Raw genomic sequence first — 17,339 nt, 5'->3', positions numbered from 1 at the left:
GACTGCTTAAGGCTGCTTGACCAGGGTGACCTGGGACAGGCGGATGCCGGTGGTGACCTGTTTGTTGGCGTCGGTGACGCTCAAGGTCGGACCGTTCTCGGTGAACTGCACCGCGGTGACCGAACCGGTCAGCGGGATCGCCTGACCCTGCACGTCGACGCCGCGGCCGATCAGCGCCAGGGCCTGGCTGGTGGCGTTCATCGACAGCAGCTCGTTGGTGTTCTCGCTGGTCTGGCGCGATTGCTCCAGCGAGGTGAACTGGGCCAGCTGAGCCAGGAATTCGCGGTTGTCGACCGGTTCCAGCGGGTCCTGGAACTGCAGCTGGGCCAGGAACAACTTGATGAAGTCTTCCTGGTCGATGCTCTTCTGCCGGGTCAGTACCTGGTTCTGCGGGTTCGGCGTGCTGCCGATGGCGTCGATGGCCATTAGACGTTCTCCTGTGAGCTGTTGCGATCGGCGCGCCAATGCTCGCGGCCGTTGACGACGATGCGTTGCAGTCGGGTGCCGTGTTCTTGCGCGAGCGTGTGCATCAAACGGCCGAGCCGTTGCGCGGCGTCCGGGTCGAGGCGGTAGTCGCGGATCCACAGGGTGGCGTCGCCGCCTTCGCTTTCGATCCAGCGCAGCACGCGGCTGGCCCACGGCGCGGCCGCGCCGTCGGATGCGTTGCGCGGCGCGCTCGCCGAGGCGGTGGATTCGCCAGAACTCGTGGCGCTCGATTGCAGCGGATCGGCCAGGTTCGGCATCGGCAACACCTGCGGCGACGCCGCGTCGGCCTGGGCCAAATGGCGGATGCTGTATTCGACCCAGGCATCGGCCAACGCCGCGTTGGCGCGGGTCGCCGCGTCGCGCGCGGGCGACGAGGCCAGGCCCTGGCCGCTCGTTCGCTGCGTCGCGCTGAGCAACTGCGACAGGCGCCCACTGGCCGACAGCCGCCACGGCAACGCGAGCAATTCCTGCTCGCCGCCGCGGCCGCTGACGTGGAACTCCAGCAGCAGATCGGCTTGGTCGGCCGCGGCGATATCGAACGCCAGCGACGGCGCATCGATATCGCCGGCCGCGCGCGATTCGCGCTGGGCATCGCTGTGTGCATCGGGCGCATCCGAGGCCGGCGTACGGCCTTGGTCGGAACCGATCCAGCGACTGAAATCGGAGCCGCCCTCGCGTTGCGGCGCGTTGTGACGCGGCAACAGCGCCGCGGCGGCGATGGAGGTGGGTTTGATCATGCGCGATCGCTCCGGTGACTCGCGTACAGATCGGCCATGCGGTCGAACATCAGTTTTTCCTCTTGATCGCGTTCGCCGGCGCGCAGGCGCTCGTGCCGGGTCTGGGCCACGCGGGTGCGGGCGCGCGCGGCAACGTGTTCGTCCTGCGCGGCGTCCTGTTGACGGCGCGCGGCGGCGTGTTCGTCGCGGCGGGTGTCGAGCCGGCTCCAGGCCTGCGCTTCGAAAGCGTCCACCGCCTGCAGCAACACCAGGTCGACGCTATCGGCGGTGAGCAGTTCCTCGCGTCGCGCGTTGATCGCCTGCAGCACGTCCTGCGCTTGCTGCATGCGGCTGAGCGCCTGGCGGGTTTCGTGGCAACGCTGCAGGAACACGGTCGAGGCGCGCGCTTCTTCGAACTCGCGCCAGCGCAGCAGGGTCGACACGGCGGCGGAAGGTTTGCGGTTCATGCCGCGCCGCCTTCGTGCTTGATCGCGGCAGCGAGCTGGCGATAGGCCTCGGCGCGCGCGGTCGCTTCGAGCGGGGTCTGCTGCATGATCCGGTCCAGCGCCGGCTTGAGGTCGACCGCGCGATCCAGCGCCGGATTGGCGCCGCGCTGATGCGCGCCCAGTTCGATCAGATCGCGCGAGGCGGCATAGGCGGCGATCTGCTTGCGCGCGTCGCGGGCGATGGCCTGCTCGGATTCGCTGGCGACCTGGCTCATCAGGCGGCTGGTGCTTTGCAGCAGGTCGATCGCCGGATGGTGGCCGCGCGCGGCGAGGTCGCGGGTCAGCACGATATGGCCGTCGAGGATCGCGCGCATGTGGTCGGTCACCGGCTCGTTCATGTCGTCGCCTTCGACCAGCACGCTGTAGATGCCCGAGATCGAGCCGCCGCTGCGCAGACGGCCGCAGCGCTCCAGCAATTTCGGCAACTGGCTGAACACCGACGGGGTGTAGCCGCGGAAGGTCGGCGGCTCGCCGATCGCCAGGCCGATCTCGCGCTGGGCCATGGCGAAGCGGGTCATCGAATCGACGATCAGCAGTACCGAGCGGCCCTGGTCGCGGAAGTATTCGGCGATCGCGTGCGCGGCATGCGCGGCATGCGCGCGCAGCAGCGCCGGTTCGTCGGACGTCGCCGCCACCACCACCGAACGCTTGAGGCCTTCGGCGCCGAGCGCATGGGTCAGGAACTCGCCGACTTCGCGGCCGCGTTCGCCGACCAGCGCCAGCACGGTCACGTCGCTGCGCACCTGGCGCGCGAGCATGCCGAGCAAGGTGCTCTTACCCACGCCGCTGCCGGCGAACACGCCCACGCGCTGGCCGGCGCCGAGGGTCAACAAGGTGTCGATCGCGCGCACGCCGGTGTCGAGCGCGCTGTCGATCGGCGCGCGCGCCATCGGATTGATCGGCTCGCGGTACAGCGGGTAGGCATCGGAGTACGCGATCGGGCCGTGTTCGTCGAGCGGATTGCCGAACGCACCGATCACTCGGCCGAGCATGGCCTCGCCGACCGGCACGGTGACCGGCTGCCCGGTCGCGCGGATGTGGCTTTCGGTGGAGATCGCGCCGACGTGGCCGTACGGCATCAACAGCACGCGTTCGTCGCGGAAGCCGACCACTTCGGCCATCACCCGCGGACCCGGCGCGGCCGATTCGATCTCGCACAATTCGCCCAGGTGCGCTTCCGGCCCGAGCGCTTCGATCACCAGGCCGTTGAACGAGACGATGCGGCCCAGCCTGCGTCCCATCGGAGCAAGTTGGATATGGGCCTGGGCGCGCGCCGTCAAAGCGTTCATGCGTCGGCCTCTCCGCCGTCGACGCTGCGCAGCAGCGCTTGCTTCAACGCGTCCAGACGCACTTCCAGGCTGGTGTCGTACAGGCCCTTGTGGGTTTCCAGGCGGCATTGTCCGGGGCTCAGGCGCGCATCGGCGATCACCCGAACTTGCGCATCGGACGCGAGTTCGCCGACCGCCTCGACATCGGCCGCGGCCACGCGCACGGTCACCGGACGCTGGCGGTATTCGCTCAAGGCTTGACGGCACAAGCGCTTCATCAACTCGCCGTCGGCGCCGATTTCGCCGAGCAGACGGGTCACGCAGGCGAACGCGATGTCCAGCGACAGGGTCTCCAGGCGCTGGTCGAGTTCGTCCGCGGCCGCCGGCCAGGCCTTCAGCAAGGCGGCGAGTTGCTCGTTGGCGTCGTGCAGCTTGCGCGTCTGCGCGGCATGCGCCTGTTCGATCCGCGCTTCGGCCTTCTGCTGGCTGGCGAGGATCTGTTCGTCGGCGCGCTGCAGGCCGCGCTTGAGCCCTTCGGCTTCGGCGCGTTCGAGCACGGCCTTGCGTTCGCGTTCGAGTTCGGCGGCCGGATCGGGCCGCGCCTGCGACGGCGCCGCGTTCGGCGCGGCCGCGGGCTGCAACAGCGCCGACAATCCGACGATGCGCCCCTGATCGGCGGAAATGCGCTCCATCAGGCGCGTCCTCCGGCCGGCAACGCGGTGGACGCGGCCATCGCTTCGGACACCAGTTGCAACGACTCGGCGCGCAAGGCGTCGGCCAGCTTCGGCGGCATCCGGCCGATGCGGTCGAGCTCCTCGCGCACCGACGCGGCGACGCGGTTATCGAGCAAAGCGAGGCAGAAATTGCGATCGACCCCGGTCCACACCGACAGCACCCGCGCGAACCACGCATGCGGCAAGGTGGTCGACAGCGCGACCAGTTGATCGACATCCAGCGACGTGCGCGCGGTCAGGCCGCGCATCTCGTCGCCGAGCAGGGCGTCGGCGAGTTCCGCCGCCGGCAGCTGGCTGCGGCGCAGGTCGTGCATCAGCGCGCGGATCGTGCGCGCCGACGCCGCCGGCAGCCGCGCCAGCAACTGGCGCTGGTCGGACGCGCCCAGGCTCAGCAGCAACAGCGCGCTCTTGCGTTCGCCCAGGGTGCTCATGGGGTTTTGCTCGCGACGATGCGATGTTCGACCGGCATCTGCCCTTCCGACAGCCAGCCGCGCAGCTTGGCCAGCACCGCTTCGCGTTCTTCGGCGCTGAGCTTGCGCGGCTTGCGCTGCGCGGCGAAGGCGAAGATCGCGCCGAGCAACAGGCCGACCGCGCCGGCCAACGCCCACGGCATCCACGGTTGCAGCTGCAGCGAGCGGTTGGCGATCAGCTCGCCGCGCGGTGCGGCGGGTTCAACCCGATCGGCCGGCTGCGGCGCGGTCAACGCAGCCACCGCGGGCGGCGTCGCGCGCGCCTTGCCGCTGGGCAGGCGCGAAACTTCCAGACGATCACCGCGATTGGTGTCGATACCGGCGGCGGCCGAAACCAGCGAGTGAATGCGCGCGACCTCCTGCTCGTCCAGGTGCTGCGGCAGGATCACCGCGACCGACAAGCGCTCGACCCGGCCCGGCGCGCGCGAAACCTCTTCGCGCGACATGCCATGCACGTATTCGGACTCTTCCTGGCTCTGGCTGCGGCCGGTGGCGTCAGGCGCGAGGCTGGAATTGACCCGCTTGCGCGCGAGCAGCCCGTTGCCGTCGTCGCCCTGGGCGATCGGACGCTCGCTGACTTGGCGCACCGCGTCGAAGTTCAGGCTCGCGTCGACCGAGACCTTGAACTCCTCGTTGTTGAGCACCTGGCCGAGCAGTTCGACCACGCGCAGGCGGATGCGATCTTCCAGCCGCGCTTCCTCGTCGGAACGTTCGTCCAGCGCGATCGCGCCGCGCCCGCCGTCGGCGCCGCCGGCCAGCAAGGTGCCGTTGGAATCGAGCACCGACACGTCGGCCACGGCCAGCCCTTCCACCGCCGACGCGACCAGGCTGCGGATGCCCTGCACCTGCGGACGCGCGAGGGTCTCGCCGGGATTCATCGCCACCGCGACCGAGGCCTTGGAGCTTTCGCGATCGCCGACGAACATGCCCGGACGGCGGATCGTCAGATGCACACGCGCGGTCTGCACGCCCGGCAGCGAGGCCACGGTGCGTTCGATCTCGCCCTGCAGCGCGCGTTGGTAATTGACCCGCTGAGCGAACTCGGTGACGCCGAAATCGGCGTCGTCGAACAGCTCGAAACCGACATGACCGCCGCGCGGCACACCGGCCGAGAGCAGGCGCATACGGGTTTCGTACACGCTGTCGGCGGCGACGGTGATGCCGGTGCCGCCGTCGATGATCTGATGCGGGACCTTCCACTCGTTGAGCGACTGCACGATCTCGGCGGTGTCGGCTTCGCGCAGCTTGCCGAACAGCAGTTGCTGGCGCGGCGCCATCAGCCACCACAGCATGCCGGCGGTCAGCGCCACGATCGCCAGCACGCCGACGATCAGGCTCACCCGCGCGGCCGGAGACAGGGAAACGAAATAGCTTTTGGGATTCATGGGCGTGGTTCAGGTCACAACTGCATGCGGGTCAGTTCCTGGTAGCTCTCGAGCATCCGGTTACGGACCTCGACGACCAGGGTCAGGTCCATGCGCGCTTGTTCCATCGCGATCATCACCTCGTGGATCGGGATGTCCTGGCCGGCGGCGAGCGCGCGCAACTGGGTGTCGGCGCTGCGCAGGCTCTGGTCGGCGCGGCTCAGGCCGGCGCCCATCACGTTCATGAAATCCGCGCCCTTGATGCCAGCCGTGGCGGTCGGCGCGATCGCGTCGGTGCGGATGGTTTCGGGTTGCGCGAGCGCGCTGAGCGCGATCGCTCCGATGGCCTCGACGCTCATCACTTGGCTCCTATTTCGAGCGCGCGCAGCATCATGCCGCGCAGCAGGTTGAACGAACGCACGTTGGCTTCGTAGCCGCGGCTGGCGGTCATCAGCGTGGTCATTTCGCCGACCATGTCGGTGGCCGGGTAATGGACCATGCCGTCCTTGTCGGCCATCGGATGCGCCGGGTCGTTGACTTCGCGCAGGCCGGTGGGTTGTTCGGACACCGCGGCGGCGAAACCACCGCCCGCTCCGTTCAATCCGGGCGCACCGACGCTCAGGCGGGTCGCGCCGTGGCCGGCGGCGACCGGCACGTTGGCCGCGGCGATGTTGCGGCTGGACGCATCCAGGCGCAGGCGTTCGTACTGCATGCCGGCGCGCGCGGCGTCGAGGATCGATTCGATGGCCATGCTCAGCTCCTTCCGGTGACGGCCAGGCGCATCAAACCGAAATGCCGGCTCAGCGCTTCGCTCAGGGATTGGTAGTTCAGGCTCGCCGCGACCATGTCGCCAACCTGTTCGTCGAGTTGCACGCTCTGCCCGACCGAGGCGACCGGCACCGATTCGGGGCTGGTCGTCGTCTGATGCAGGCGCGCGGCGAGTTCGGAATCGCGGCCGCCGGCCTGCGCGGCTTCGTTCAACAGACCTTGCAGGCGGCCGAAGTCGGCGCGCTGCACGCGCGCGTCGGCGCGGTTGGCGCCGGCGATGTTGGCGCTGGCCAGGCGCGCCTGCAGATCCTGCATGCCCAGCGCGAGCCGGACCGCTTCGGTGGTGATGTCGCTGCTCATTGCCGCTTCCCCTGGAAAATGCCGTAGACCGCCATCGATATGCCGCTGCTCGTAAACCCGTGCATCACTGGATCACCAGTTCGCCGTCCAAGGCACCGGCGGCCTTGATCGACTGAAGTACCGCGATCACGTCGCGCGTGCTGAGCTTGATCGCGCGCAAGGCCGACACCAGTTCGGCCACGCTCGCGCCCTCGCGCACGCTGACCAGCGGCGCCGGACCCTCGTCCGCCTTGATCTCGGTGCGCGGCACCACCACCGAGCCGATGCTGCTGCCCGGACGCACGAACACGCCCTCGGGTTGCGACACGGTGTAGTCGGTGCGGATCTCGACCTTGAGATCGCCGTGCGACACGGTCACCTCGCCCAGGCGCACGTCGCCGCCGGCGACCACGGTGCCGGTGCGCTCGTTGACCACCACGCGCGCCTTGCGCTGCGGTTGCACCGACAGGTTTTCCAGGCGCGATATTTCCGAGACCAAGTTGGCCGGCGCATTCGCATACGCCACCGTGACCTTGCCCGCATGCTCCGCCCGTACGCTTGCCCCCGACACCGACCCGCGAATCGCATCGGCGATGCGCTCGGCATTGGTGAAATCCGGCTCGTTGAGCAGGATGCTCAGCGAACGCCCGTCGCCGGCCACGCGCAAGGGCGAGCCCTGTTCGACGCTGGCGCCCTGCGGCACCCAGCCGACGGTCGGATGGTTTTTCTGCAGCGAGGCGGTGACGCCTTCGAACTGATAACCGCCGACCGAGATCGCGCCCTGCGCGATCGCATAGACGCGACCGTCCGGGCCCGACAGCGGCGTGAGCATCAAGGTGCCGCCGGTGAGGCTGCGCGCGTCGCCGGACGAGGCGACCTGCACGTCGAGCATCTGCCCGGGCTCGGCGAACGCCGGCAGGCGCGCGGTCACGATCACCGCGGCGACGTTGCGGCTGGCGAGATCGGCCTCGCTGACGTTGACACCGAAGTTGCGCAAGGTGTTGGCGACCGATTGCAGGGTCGCGCGATTGCGCGCCGAATCGCCCGAACCCGACAGACCGAACACCAGGCCGTACCCGGTCAACGGGTTGTCGCGCACGCCGGCGACGCGGGCGAGTTCCTTGACCCGCACGCCGGCCGCGGCCTGCGCGGTCGCGGATGCGCCCAGCAACGCGCCGAGCGCGACGCCGGTCAGCAGCAGATTCTTGAAAGTCGTCATCGCGCTCACATCAACCTCAGCCACTTGAACATGCGATAGATCAGGCTCTGACGCTGCGACGAACTGACCACGCCGACGCCGACCAATTCCAGGTCGGCATTGGCGATGCGGTGCGAGAGCACGGTGTTGTCGGGGCCGACGTCTTCGGGACGGACCAGGCCGCTGACCTTGATGGTCTGTTTCTCGCCGTTGACCTTGAGCGTCTGCAGACCCTGGATCTGCAGGCTGCCGTCGGGCGTCACCCCGACCACCTGCGCCGAAATCTGCGTGCGCAGTTCGCCGACACGGGTGGTCTGGGCGCCGGCGCGATTGCTGCCGCCCAGGCCCAGGCGCGCGTCGAAATCGGTCGACGGCGAGGTCAGGCCGGCGCGCATGTCCAGATCGCTGGACGCGTCGGTGGCGGCCTGCGACTTGGCCCGCGTGGCTTCGATCACGTACACCGTGATCACATCGCCGATGCGGTGCGCGCGGTGATCGGCGGCCAGACCGCGATAGCCGTTCACGTCGATCAGGCTTTCGCGCGACGGCGCGGACACTGGCGCGGGCATGGGCATCGGTTCGATCGTCTGTTGCGGCATCGACGGCTGCTGCGCGATCGCCGGGCCTGCGCAGACCGCCGCGACGGCCAATGCGATCGGAACCAGCGCTTGCCGCGCATGGGCGTGCTTATTCATCCACTTGCACCTTTTGTTTTCCGGTGACGCGTGAAACCACGGTTCGTTCTCCATCGTCGGCGCGCACCGGGATGCGCTCGCCGATCCGGCCGTCGCGCAAGGCGACCCCGGGTACGCTGAGCCGCACCGCGCCGCGGGCGACATCGATATGCACGGGCTGTTGCGCCTGCACGTCGGGAATGACTTCGAAATCGGCGACCATCGCCGGTTGCCCGGCGCGCACCGAACGTTTCAGACGCAGCGACTGCACGGCATCGATCGATTCCAGCGCGTTACCCGCGCAGCAATTCATGTCGACCTGCGCCGTGGCCAGGGCGATGCCCTCGCCGGCACGGCGCGCGGGGTAATCGGCGCTGTAGGTCGGCACATTGCGCAGGTCCTGGCTTTCGACCCACACCGTCAAGCTGCGCGCAACCGCGCCGTCGACACGCAGTTGCACCGGCACGCCGACCCGTGCGCGCGGCCAACGTCCGGCAATGCTGCCGACTTGAGTGCTCAATGCACCCGCGGGTACGGTCTGATCGTCGATTCGACCGGCCACTTTCACGCTGGCCTGGCTACGTCCGGCCGCCTGCAGCCGCGCGCGCAGCTCGGCTTCGACCGTGCGCGCGATCGCGTCCGCGCTGACCTGCTGCACGGGCGCGGCGGCAGGCACGGCCGCGCCCATCGCAAGCGGTGCGGCGAGCGTGGACAGCAGCAGGACGGCGCAGGCGTTCATGCTCAGCGGCGCAGGTTGTTGATGGTTTCGAGAATCTGGTCGGCCGCCTGCAGCACGCGTGCATTGAGCTGATACGCGCGCTGCGCCAGCACCAGCGCCGACATCTCGTCGATCATCTCGACGTTGGCCAGTTCGACATAACCTTGCTGCAGCCCGCCGAAGCCCGGTTCGTTGGGGCGGCCGTAGGACACCGTGCCCGAGGCTTCATTGGGCACGTAGCGGTTGTTGCCGATCGAGACCAGCGCATCGGGCGCGGCGAAAGTGGCCAGCTCGATGTCGCCGAGCACCGAACGCGCTTCGTCGCCGGCCAGCAGCGCGGTGATCTCGCCCTTGGCGTCGATGCGGATGTCCTTGGCGTCGGCCGGAATCTGCACCGAATGGGCCAGGCGCTGGCCGTGGATCGAGGCCAGGAAACCTTCGTCGTCGAGACGGAACTGACCGTCGCGGGTATAGACCGTGCTGCCGTCGGCGGCTTCGAGTTCGAAGAAACCGTTGCCGTCGATCGCCAGGTCCAGCGCGCCCTGGGTCTGGCGCATTTCGCCGGGCGAGAACAGAGTCGAGGTCGAGATCACCCGCGCGCCGTTGCCGCGCATCAGCGACTGCGTCGTCAGCTCCGATTCGTTGGACTGCGCGGCGACGGCCGCGGTCGCGACTTCGGCGAAGTTGACCCGGCTGCGCTTGAAGCCCGGGGTCTGCATGTTGGCGACGTTGTTGGAAATCACGTCGATCTGTTTTTGTTCGCCGCGCAGGCCGCTGGCGGAAATATAGAGTGCGTCGATCATGGTCGTGCTCCGTTGATTCAGTTGTCGCCGAGGCGGTTGATGCCGGTGTCCATGGCTTTGTCGTAGATCGAGATCGCGCGCTGCACCGATTCGGCGTGGCGCGTGGTTTCCATCAGGCGGATGGTTTCGCCGGCCGCGTCGATATTCGCGGCCTCGAGCGCGCCCTGGATCACCTGGCCGCTCCACGGCTCCTGCTCGCCTTCGTAGCGGTACGCGCCGCCGCCGGCCGGACGCAGTGCGCCCGCGTCGGCGACGGTGATCAATTCGAGTTGGCCCAGGCTCTGAGTGCCATTCCACAAGGCGCCGTCGGCGTCCACGCGCAAGGCATCCAGGTCGGTTCCGATCGGCGCGTTAGGGCCTCGCACCACGTCGCCGTTGGCGGTCACCAGTTGCCCCTGCGCATCGACCCGGAACGCGCCCGAGCGCACCAGCAGCGGCTCGCCCTCGCGTTCGACCACGAAGAAGCCCGGGCCCTGCAGCGCCAGATCGAGCTTGCGCGCGGTCTGCATCACGCTGCCGTCGGTCTGGTCCAGCGACGTGCGCAGCAGCGCCTGCTGGCTGAACTCCGGCACCGCGCGCACGCCGCGATAACCCGGGGTGTTCATGTTGGCGACGTTGTGGCTGATCGTGCCCAAGGTCTGCACGTCGGTGCTCAAGGCGCGGGCGATGGCTTGCAAGGTGTCGGTCACGGCGGGATCGCTCAGTTGGCTTGGATGGCGGCGAAGGAACGCACCGAGGTGGTCGGCGGGATCTCGTTGAGACCCAGCACGGCGACGTAAGGCATCGAGCGGTGCAGCAAGGCGCGCAGCGAACGCCGCACCGGCGAGGGACACAGCACGACCGGGCTGAGATTGCGGCCCATCATCGATTCGGCCTGACGTCCCAGGTTTTTCATGAAGCCGTCGAGCTGGCCGACTTCGTTGAACAGCCCGCCCTTGAAATCGCCGGGACGCGCATTGGCCATCAGGCTGCGTTCGAGCTCCGGCGCGAGGGTCAGCACATGCAGGTCGCCCTGCGCGTCGCGCAGGCCCTGGCAGATCATCGGGCCGAGCCGTTCGCGCACGCGTTCGGCCAGATCGTCGGGCGATTTCAGGGTCTTGCCGGCGTCGACCAGCACTTCCAGGATCGCTTCGATATGGCGAATGCTGACCTGCTCGCGCAGCAGCAACTGCAGCACCTTCTGCACGTCGGAGAAACTCAGCACGTTCGGAATCAGTTCGTCGATCAGCGAACCGTGCTGATCGCGCACGCGCTGCAACAGGCGCTCGGTATCGGCGCGGGTCAGCAGGTCGGCGGCCTGGCGCTTGACCAGTTCGCTCAGGTGGGTCATCAGCACCGTGTCGGGATCGACCAGGGTGTAGCCGGCGCTGCGCGCGAACTGGCGCGCGTCCTTGGCGATCCACTGCGCCGGCAGGCCGTAGGCCGGATCGCGGGTGTCCGGGCCTTCGAGCTTGGCGCGATTACCGCCGGGATTGATCGCCATGACCCGGTCGACCGACAGCTCGCCCTGCCCCACCCGGCAGCCCTGGAAATGGATTTCATAGCGGTTGGCCGCCAGTTCGGTGCGCTGGCTGGTCTGCACCTTGGGCAGGACGAACCCCAGGTCGAGCGCGAACTGCTTGCGCAGGTTGGCGATGCGTTCGACCAGATCGCTGTTGGCGCCGATCAGCGCGGTCGACAGCTCGCTGCCCAGGCGCACTTCGATCGGTTCGATCTTCATCCACTGCTGCAACTCGTCGGCCGGCTTGGCCGCGCCGCCGCTGGTGGACGCCTCGATGTTGTCGGGATCGTCCTCGGCCTTGGCCGCGCGCTGCGCGCGCATCGCCACCCAGATCAGCGCGCTGAGCACGATCAGCACGAACAGCACCGGCAGTTTCGGAAAGCCCGGCAGCAGCAGCACCGCGAACAGCGAGATCGCCACGATCAACAACGCGCGCGGGTTGTTGAGCACCTGCTTGGGAATTTCCGAGCCCAGCTGCGCATCGGCCGCGGCGCGGGTGATGATGATGCCGGTGGCGACCGCGATCACCAGCGACGGAATCTGGGTGACGATGCCGTCGCCGATGGTCAGCAGGGTGAAGCGCTGCACCGCCTCGCCCCAGGACAGGCCGAGCTGGGCGATGCCGATGGCGAGGCCGCCGACGATGTTGGTCAGGATGATGATGATGCCGGCGATCGCGTCGCCCTTGACGAACTTGGTCGCGCCGTCCATCGCGCCGTAGAAATTGGCTTCCTTCTCGACCATCGCGCGGCGGTGACGGGCCTCGTGTTCGTCGATCAGCCCCATGTTCATGTCGGCGTCGATGCTCATCTGCTTGCCGGGCATGCTGTCCAGGGTGAAGCGCGCGGCGACCTCGGCCACGCGCTGCGCGCCGCTGGTCACCACCACGTACTGCACCACCACCAGGATCAGGAACACCACGATGCCGACGATGTAGTTGCCGCCGACCACGAACTCGCCGATCGCGTTGATCACCCGGCCCGCGTCGGCGCCTTCCAGGATCAGGCGCGTCGCCGAGACGTTGAGCGCCAGCCGCAGCAGGGTCGACAGCAGCAGGATGGTCGGGAAGGTCGAGAACTTCAGCGGCGTTTCGGTGAAGAAGGTGATCAGCAGGATCAACAGCGCGATCGAGATGTTGATCACCAGCAGGAAGTCGAGCATCGGCGCCGGCACCGGCACGAACAGCACGGTCAGCACGCCGATCACCATCGCGATCAGGGCCAGGTCGCGCTTGCCGCTCCACAGTTGGCCGAACAGGTCTTTCATGGTGACGCGTCCTTCGCTTCGTTCGGTTGGGCGTGGTTCGTCGAGGCGCTATTGGAAGCGTCGTGAGTCTTTGAAGCCTTCGCCGCGGCCTTGTCGGCCCACAGCTGCCGATAGATCGGCGCGAGTTGCGCGTAACGGTCCTCGGGCACCGGACCGTCGATTTCGCATTCCTGGTACAGCGCGCGCGCCAGCGGCGGCACCCGCACGATCGGGATGCCGTGACGCGCGGCGAGCGCGCGGATGCGCTGGCTGAACATGCCCGCGCCCTTGGCCAGCACCACCGGCGCGAGCATCTGCCCGGGCCGGTAACGCAGCGCCACCGCGACGTGGGTCGGGTTGGTCAGGATCACATCGGCTTCCTGCACCTTGCTCAGCGCGCGCGCCTTCTTGAGCAGATCGCGCAGTTGCTGTTTCTGCTTGGACTTCACCGCCGGATCGCCGTCGCGGCGCTTGACCTCGTCGCGCAGTTCGCGCCGGCTCATGCGCATGCGCTTCATGAATTCGCGGCGGCTGAACATCAGGTCGATCAGCGCCGCCAACCCGATCACCAGCAACACGTAGACCGAGGTCTTGATGAAACCCGACAGCACCAGCGAGCCCAGCCGCTGCGGCAGGCTCATCGCGGTGGCCTCGGCCAGCGCGCGCGCCTTCCACACGAACAAGGCGCAGATGCCGGCCAGCATCAGGCACTTGACCACCAGCTTGCCGAGCTCCCAGATCGTGCGCATCGAGAAGATCCGCTTGACCGTGTTGGCCGGGTTCATGCGCTTGAAATCGGGCTTGAGCGGATGGGTGGTGAACATCGGCCCGGTCTGCAGCACGTTGGCGACCACCGCCGCGATCAACAGCCCCAGCACCAGCGGCGTCAGCGCCTGCCACACCGGCGCGTAGGAACGCATCACCCAGTCGAAGAACGAACCGTTCAAGGCCGGCGCATTGCCCGACAGCTGCAGCATGCGCCGGGTCGCGGTCGCCAGCGCGCTGGCCACGCCGGCGCCGGTGACCGCGATCACCGCGGCGAACACGATCATCACCAGCGCGCCGGCGACGTCGGGGCTCTTGGCCACTTCGCCGCGCTTGCGCGCTTCTTCGAGCCGATACGGCGTGGGTTGCTCGGTCTTGTCCTGATCGCCCTGCGACACGGTCAGCCTCCCAGGATCGCCGGCGCGCGAGCGAACGCATCGCGGAACAACCGCCCCATCAACGCGGGCACGAACGGCAACGTCGCCACCAACAGCAGCAGCGCGACCACGATCTTCAGCGGCAGCATCAGGAAATACACATTGGCCTGCGGCATCGAGCGGGTCGCGTAAGCCACGCCGACATCGACCGCGAACAGGCCCAGCATCACCGGCGCGACGATCATCAGCGCCAGCAGGAAACTGCTGCCGATCAGTCCGAAAAACGCTTCCACGTCCAGATGCAGCCCCGCGCCGCCCACCGGCATCACCGCAGTACTCGCAACCAGCGCGCGATACAGCTCAAGGTGCAGGTCGAGAGTGAAGAACAGCACCGTCGCCAGCAGCATCAGCGCGGTGCCGATCATCGACTGCATGTCGCCCTGCCCGCCCGGGTTGAAGATCGCCGCCGCGCTCAGGCCGGCCTGCACGTCGACCAGCCAGCCCGACAGGTGCAATGCGGCCTGCGGCATCATCACCACCAGGCCGAACACGAAACCGATGCTCAACTCGACGATCGCCGCGGCGATCCAGCCGCCGGCCTGGGTCGGCATCGCGCTCCACGCGTCGACCGGCATCGCCAGCACCGTCATCCACGCCAGCGCCATCGCCAGGGCGATGCGCACCAGCGGCGGCGCCCAGTTCAACGGCGACAACGAGGCCAGCGCGATCGGCGGCAGATAGCGCAGGAAGGCCAGGCCGAGCATGCCGACGAAGCGTTCCAGACCATCCACAGCGGCGGCGTTCATCGCTACAGTCCCGCCGCCACTTCGAACATGCGCTTGGCCAGTTCGATCGCGACCGACAGCATCCAGCTGCCCAGCCCCAGGCAGACCACGACCACCACGCCCAGCTTGGGCACGAAGGTCAAGGTCATTTCCTGGACCTGGGTGACGACCTGCACGATCGAAATCAGCAGGCCGACGACCAGGGTCGCCAGCAGGATCGGCGCCGACATTTTGACGGCCGCCAACAGCGTGTCCGTCAGCAGACGGATCGCGAAATCGGAATCCATGGCACTGCTCCGGGCGGGTTAGCGCGGTTGGATTCCGAGGGTGGCTTTCAGGCGCTGGGCGAATTCATGCACCGGCAGCGGACTGCCGGGCATCAACTCGCCCATCAAGGCATCGGCGGCGGCGTTTTCGCCGCGCGCTTCGAGCACCAGGGTCTTGGCGTAGCGCGCGGTGACCGCCTGCGGGTCCAGGCGCAAGGCGCGCTTGATGCCCTGCTCGGCGGCATCGTAGTCGCCGCGCAAGGCGTCGATCAGCGCGAGCCCGCCATGGGTGTCGCCGAAGTTGCGGTCGAGCTCGTAAGCCTTGCGGTAACTGGTTTCGGCCGCGTCGCGATCGTTCTGCAACAACTGCGTCCACGCCAGCGCATGCCAGGTGCCGATGTGATCGGGCATCGCCACGACCGCGTGGTGCAAGGTGTCGCGCGCGGCGGGCAAGTCGTTGCGCAGCATCTGCAACTGGCCGTAGCCCGACAGCGCGCGGCCCGAATTCGGATGCCGTTGCAGGCCGCGTTCGAACAGCACCTGCGCGCTGTCCAGATCGCTCTGCCACAACGACATCGTGCCGGCGACCAGCAGCGCTTCGTGTTGTTCGGGATAGCGCAGCAGGCAATCGCGCGCGGCGACCGCGGCCTCTTCGAAACGGCTGGCGTCGAACAGGGCCAGGGCGCGCACGCCCTGCGCGGCTTCGTCGTCGGGATCGAGCTGCAACGCGCGATCGAGCGCGTCGACTGCCTCGTCGTAGCGCTCGCGCATCAGCTCGATGCGGCCCTTGAGCACGAACAGCGCCGGCGCCGGTTCGAACCGCGCGAGCGCGGCCTCGACCGTGGCCGCGGCCTCGTCGACATGACGCTGGCACAGCTGGGCGAACGCCAGATCGTGCCGGATCGCGAGGTTGTCGTGACCGTGCTCGACCAGGCCGCGATAACCGGCCTCGGCCTGCGCATGGCGGCCGTGGATCAGATCGATCCGGGCCAGGCGGAACGCCGGCCCGGGCGCGCTCTCGCCCTCAGGCAGGCCACGCAACACGGCTTCGGCCTGCGCGTACTCGGCCTGCGCGCATAGCGCATCGGCGAGGTCGCAGGCGAGATTGATATTGGTTGGATCTACTGCAAGAAAGCCACGCAGCTGCGTGACCCGCACGTCCATGCGTTCCATATCCTGACGTCGTCTCCAAACGTCGAACTGCTGATTTTCGATCGACCCTCACCCATCCCCATGGACGACGGCCGACCCCCTGTACCTCGATGTTGCTCCCGCCGCGTTACACAACTGATACGGCAAACCGACGGGTGGCGAACGCTAACTCGACAAATTCGTGTCTGTCAACACACTTTGCGACAGACCCGTCTCACGGTTTCAGACGCGAAGTTCGGAAAGCAGGCGCGACATGGCCTGGCGGTGGGATTCGTCGGTCTGCAGGGTCTGCACCAGCGAGTCCAACATCGGCTGCCATTGGCTGTGTTCGCGCAACTCACTGCCAAATTCCCATAGCAAAATGGTGCGAATCACACGTGGCCTTGCCGCGTCCAGGGCTTCGGCGTCGCCGGCCGGGACGTCCTTGAGCAGTTCGGCGAGGTCGCGACGCAACGCGGCCAGGTCGCGCTTGCCGGTGCGCGCCGGCGGCGGCGTCTCCTCCGAGGCGGGCGTGTTCTTGCCGCCGACGCGTTCGGTCTTGCGGCTCAGTTCCGATCGCAGTGCGGCGATCAGCGAAGCGGTCGTCGATAGACGGTCGATCGACATCGCCGATCAGTGCTCGCGCCCGTAACTGGCCAGGAACATCGGATTGGCGCTGATCGGGTTGACCTCGGCCAGGGCGGCTTCGGTGGCCTGCGCCGTCGCGAGCTCGGCGCCCTGCACGCTCAGGCGATCGCGCAGACGCTGCATGTCGCCGGCCAGCGCGGGAATGTCCTGCGGCAGGGCCAGGCCCTGGTCGAGCTCGCGCACCGCGGCCGGCGCGTCCTCGTTGGCGGCCGCGACCAGCGCGCGCGCATACGCGGCCAGCGCGTCGCCGCGATCGGCGAGCGGCGCCAGCATCTGCGTGGCTTCTTCGATGGTGCCCTTCATGACCAGCAACTGGCCGAGCTGGAACCGTGCGATCGCCAGATCCGGCGCGCCCGCCACCGCGGCGCGGAACCCGGCCTCGGCGCGCTCGAACATGCCCAGTTGCGCATGCTGCGCGGCCAGCAGGTACTGGGCGTAGACGTGTTTGGGATCGCGTTCGAGCAAGGTCTTGAGCATCACCAGCGAGTCCGCGTCGCGGCCGTTGTTGATCGCGTCCAGCGCCAGGCGCAGCAGTTCTTCGTTGTCGAGCTTGTCGTAACCCATCGCCTTTACCTCG

At 68.0% G+C, this 17,339-nt stretch carries 22 protein-coding genes; all 22 read right to left on the bottom strand.

Annotated features, from left to right (window positions below):
- Positions 1-6: 6 nt before the first annotated feature.
- Positions 7-426: a flagellar hook assembly protein FlgD gene (locus KME82_RS06835; protein ID WP_036101693.1), complete on the bottom strand. Its 420-nt coding sequence runs from the start codon at positions 424-426 to the stop codon at positions 7-9.
- The gene (locus KME82_RS06830) at positions 426-1,223 is read right to left on the bottom strand and encodes a hypothetical protein (RefSeq protein ID WP_215497854.1); all 798 of its coding nucleotides are present in this window, start codon (positions 1,221-1,223) and stop codon (positions 426-428) included. The genes KME82_RS06835 and KME82_RS06830 overlap by 1 nt, the downstream gene beginning before the upstream one ends.
- Positions 1,220-1,669: a hypothetical protein gene (locus KME82_RS06825; protein ID WP_215497853.1), complete on the bottom strand. Its 450-nt coding sequence runs from the start codon at positions 1,667-1,669 to the stop codon at positions 1,220-1,222. The genes KME82_RS06830 and KME82_RS06825 overlap by 4 nt, the downstream gene beginning before the upstream one ends.
- A complete protein-coding gene (locus KME82_RS06820; protein ID WP_215497852.1) occupies positions 1,666-2,997 on the bottom strand; it encodes a FliI/YscN family ATPase in 1,332 nt (443 codons plus the stop codon). Before KME82_RS06820 ends, KME82_RS06825 begins: the two co-directional genes overlap by 4 nt.
- On the bottom strand, positions 2,994-3,668 hold the full coding sequence (locus KME82_RS06815) for a FliH/SctL family protein (protein ID WP_215497851.1): 675 nt from the start codon (positions 3,666-3,668) through the stop codon (positions 2,994-2,996). Before KME82_RS06815 ends, KME82_RS06820 begins: the two co-directional genes overlap by 4 nt.
- Positions 3,668-4,141, bottom strand: a complete 474-nt coding sequence (locus KME82_RS06810) for a hypothetical protein (protein ID WP_215497850.1) — start codon at positions 4,139-4,141, stop codon at positions 3,668-3,670. Before KME82_RS06810 ends, KME82_RS06815 begins: the two co-directional genes overlap by 1 nt.
- A complete protein-coding gene (gene fliF, locus KME82_RS06805) occupies positions 4,138-5,565 on the bottom strand; it encodes a flagellar basal-body MS-ring/collar protein FliF (RefSeq protein WP_215497849.1) in 1,428 nt (475 codons plus the stop codon). The genes KME82_RS06810 and fliF overlap by 4 nt, the downstream gene beginning before the upstream one ends.
- Positions 5,566-5,579: 14 nt before the next feature.
- Positions 5,580-5,903 carry a flagellar hook-basal body complex protein FliE gene (gene fliE / locus KME82_RS06800; protein WP_215497848.1) on the bottom strand — a complete coding sequence of 108 codons (324 nt, stop codon included), beginning with the start codon at positions 5,901-5,903 and terminating at the stop codon, positions 5,580-5,582.
- Positions 5,903-6,295: a flagellar basal body rod protein FlgC gene (locus KME82_RS06795; protein WP_215497847.1), complete on the bottom strand. Its 393-nt coding sequence runs from the start codon at positions 6,293-6,295 to the stop codon at positions 5,903-5,905. The genes fliE and KME82_RS06795 overlap by 1 nt, the downstream gene beginning before the upstream one ends.
- A gap of 2 nt (positions 6,296-6,297) precedes the next feature.
- Positions 6,298-6,672 (bottom strand): hypothetical protein, encoded by a 375-nt coding sequence (locus KME82_RS06790; RefSeq protein ID WP_215497846.1) that lies wholly within the window; start codon positions 6,670-6,672, stop codon positions 6,298-6,300.
- Positions 6,673-6,736: 64 nt separating this feature from the next.
- The gene (locus tag KME82_RS06785; RefSeq protein ID WP_215497845.1) at positions 6,737-7,870 is read right to left on the bottom strand and encodes a flagellar basal body P-ring protein FlgI; all 1,134 of its coding nucleotides are present in this window, start codon (positions 7,868-7,870) and stop codon (positions 6,737-6,739) included.
- Positions 7,871-7,875: 5 nt separating this feature from the next.
- Positions 7,876-8,544 (bottom strand): flagellar basal body L-ring protein FlgH, encoded by a 669-nt coding sequence (locus KME82_RS06780; RefSeq protein ID WP_252255647.1) that lies wholly within the window; start codon positions 8,542-8,544, stop codon positions 7,876-7,878.
- Entirely contained in the window at positions 8,537-9,262 is a 726-nt protein-coding gene (gene flgA, locus KME82_RS06775) for a flagellar basal body P-ring formation chaperone FlgA (protein ID WP_215497844.1), read from the bottom strand. The genes KME82_RS06780 and flgA overlap by 8 nt, the downstream gene beginning before the upstream one ends.
- Before the next feature lie 2 nt (positions 9,263-9,264).
- On the bottom strand, positions 9,265-10,044 hold the full coding sequence (gene flgG / locus KME82_RS06770) for a flagellar basal-body rod protein FlgG (protein WP_215497843.1): 780 nt from the start codon (positions 10,042-10,044) through the stop codon (positions 9,265-9,267).
- Between the two features lie 17 nt (positions 10,045-10,061).
- Entirely contained in the window at positions 10,062-10,733 is a 672-nt protein-coding gene (locus KME82_RS06765; RefSeq protein WP_215497842.1) for a flagellar hook-basal body protein, read from the bottom strand.
- Between the two features lie 11 nt (positions 10,734-10,744).
- On the bottom strand, positions 10,745-12,811 hold the full coding sequence (locus KME82_RS06760; protein WP_215497841.1) for a flagellar biosynthesis protein FlhA: 2,067 nt from the start codon (positions 12,809-12,811) through the stop codon (positions 10,745-10,747).
- A complete protein-coding gene (locus KME82_RS06755; protein ID WP_215497840.1) occupies positions 12,808-13,953 on the bottom strand; it encodes an EscU/YscU/HrcU family type III secretion system export apparatus switch protein in 1,146 nt (381 codons plus the stop codon). The genes KME82_RS06760 and KME82_RS06755 overlap by 4 nt, the downstream gene beginning before the upstream one ends.
- Before the next feature lie 2 nt (positions 13,954-13,955).
- Positions 13,956-14,738, bottom strand: coding sequence for a flagellar biosynthetic protein FliR (locus KME82_RS06750; protein WP_252255646.1), 783 nt, complete (start codon positions 14,736-14,738; stop codon positions 13,956-13,958).
- Between the two features lie 2 nt (positions 14,739-14,740).
- Entirely contained in the window at positions 14,741-15,004 is a 264-nt protein-coding gene (locus KME82_RS06745) for a flagellar biosynthetic protein FliQ (protein ID WP_036101654.1), read from the bottom strand.
- A gap of 18 nt (positions 15,005-15,022) precedes the next feature.
- Positions 15,023-16,156, bottom strand: a complete 1,134-nt coding sequence (locus tag KME82_RS06740) for a tetratricopeptide repeat protein (RefSeq protein ID WP_215497839.1) — start codon at positions 16,154-16,156, stop codon at positions 15,023-15,025.
- Positions 16,157-16,357: 201 nt separating this feature from the next.
- Positions 16,358-16,741, bottom strand: a complete 384-nt coding sequence (locus tag KME82_RS06735; RefSeq protein WP_215497838.1) for a hypothetical protein — start codon at positions 16,739-16,741, stop codon at positions 16,358-16,360.
- A 6-nt stretch (positions 16,742-16,747) separates the two neighbouring features.
- Positions 16,748-17,326 (bottom strand): hypothetical protein, encoded by a 579-nt coding sequence (locus KME82_RS06730; RefSeq protein ID WP_215497837.1) that lies wholly within the window; start codon positions 17,324-17,326, stop codon positions 16,748-16,750.
- Between the last annotated feature and the right edge of the window lie 13 nt (positions 17,327-17,339).

It is taken from the genome of Lysobacter capsici, from assembly GCF_018732085.1.
Taxonomy (GTDB): Bacteria; Pseudomonadota; Gammaproteobacteria; order Xanthomonadales; family Xanthomonadaceae; genus Lysobacter; species Lysobacter capsici_A.
This window is presented reverse-complemented; position numbering and strand designations above follow the sequence as displayed.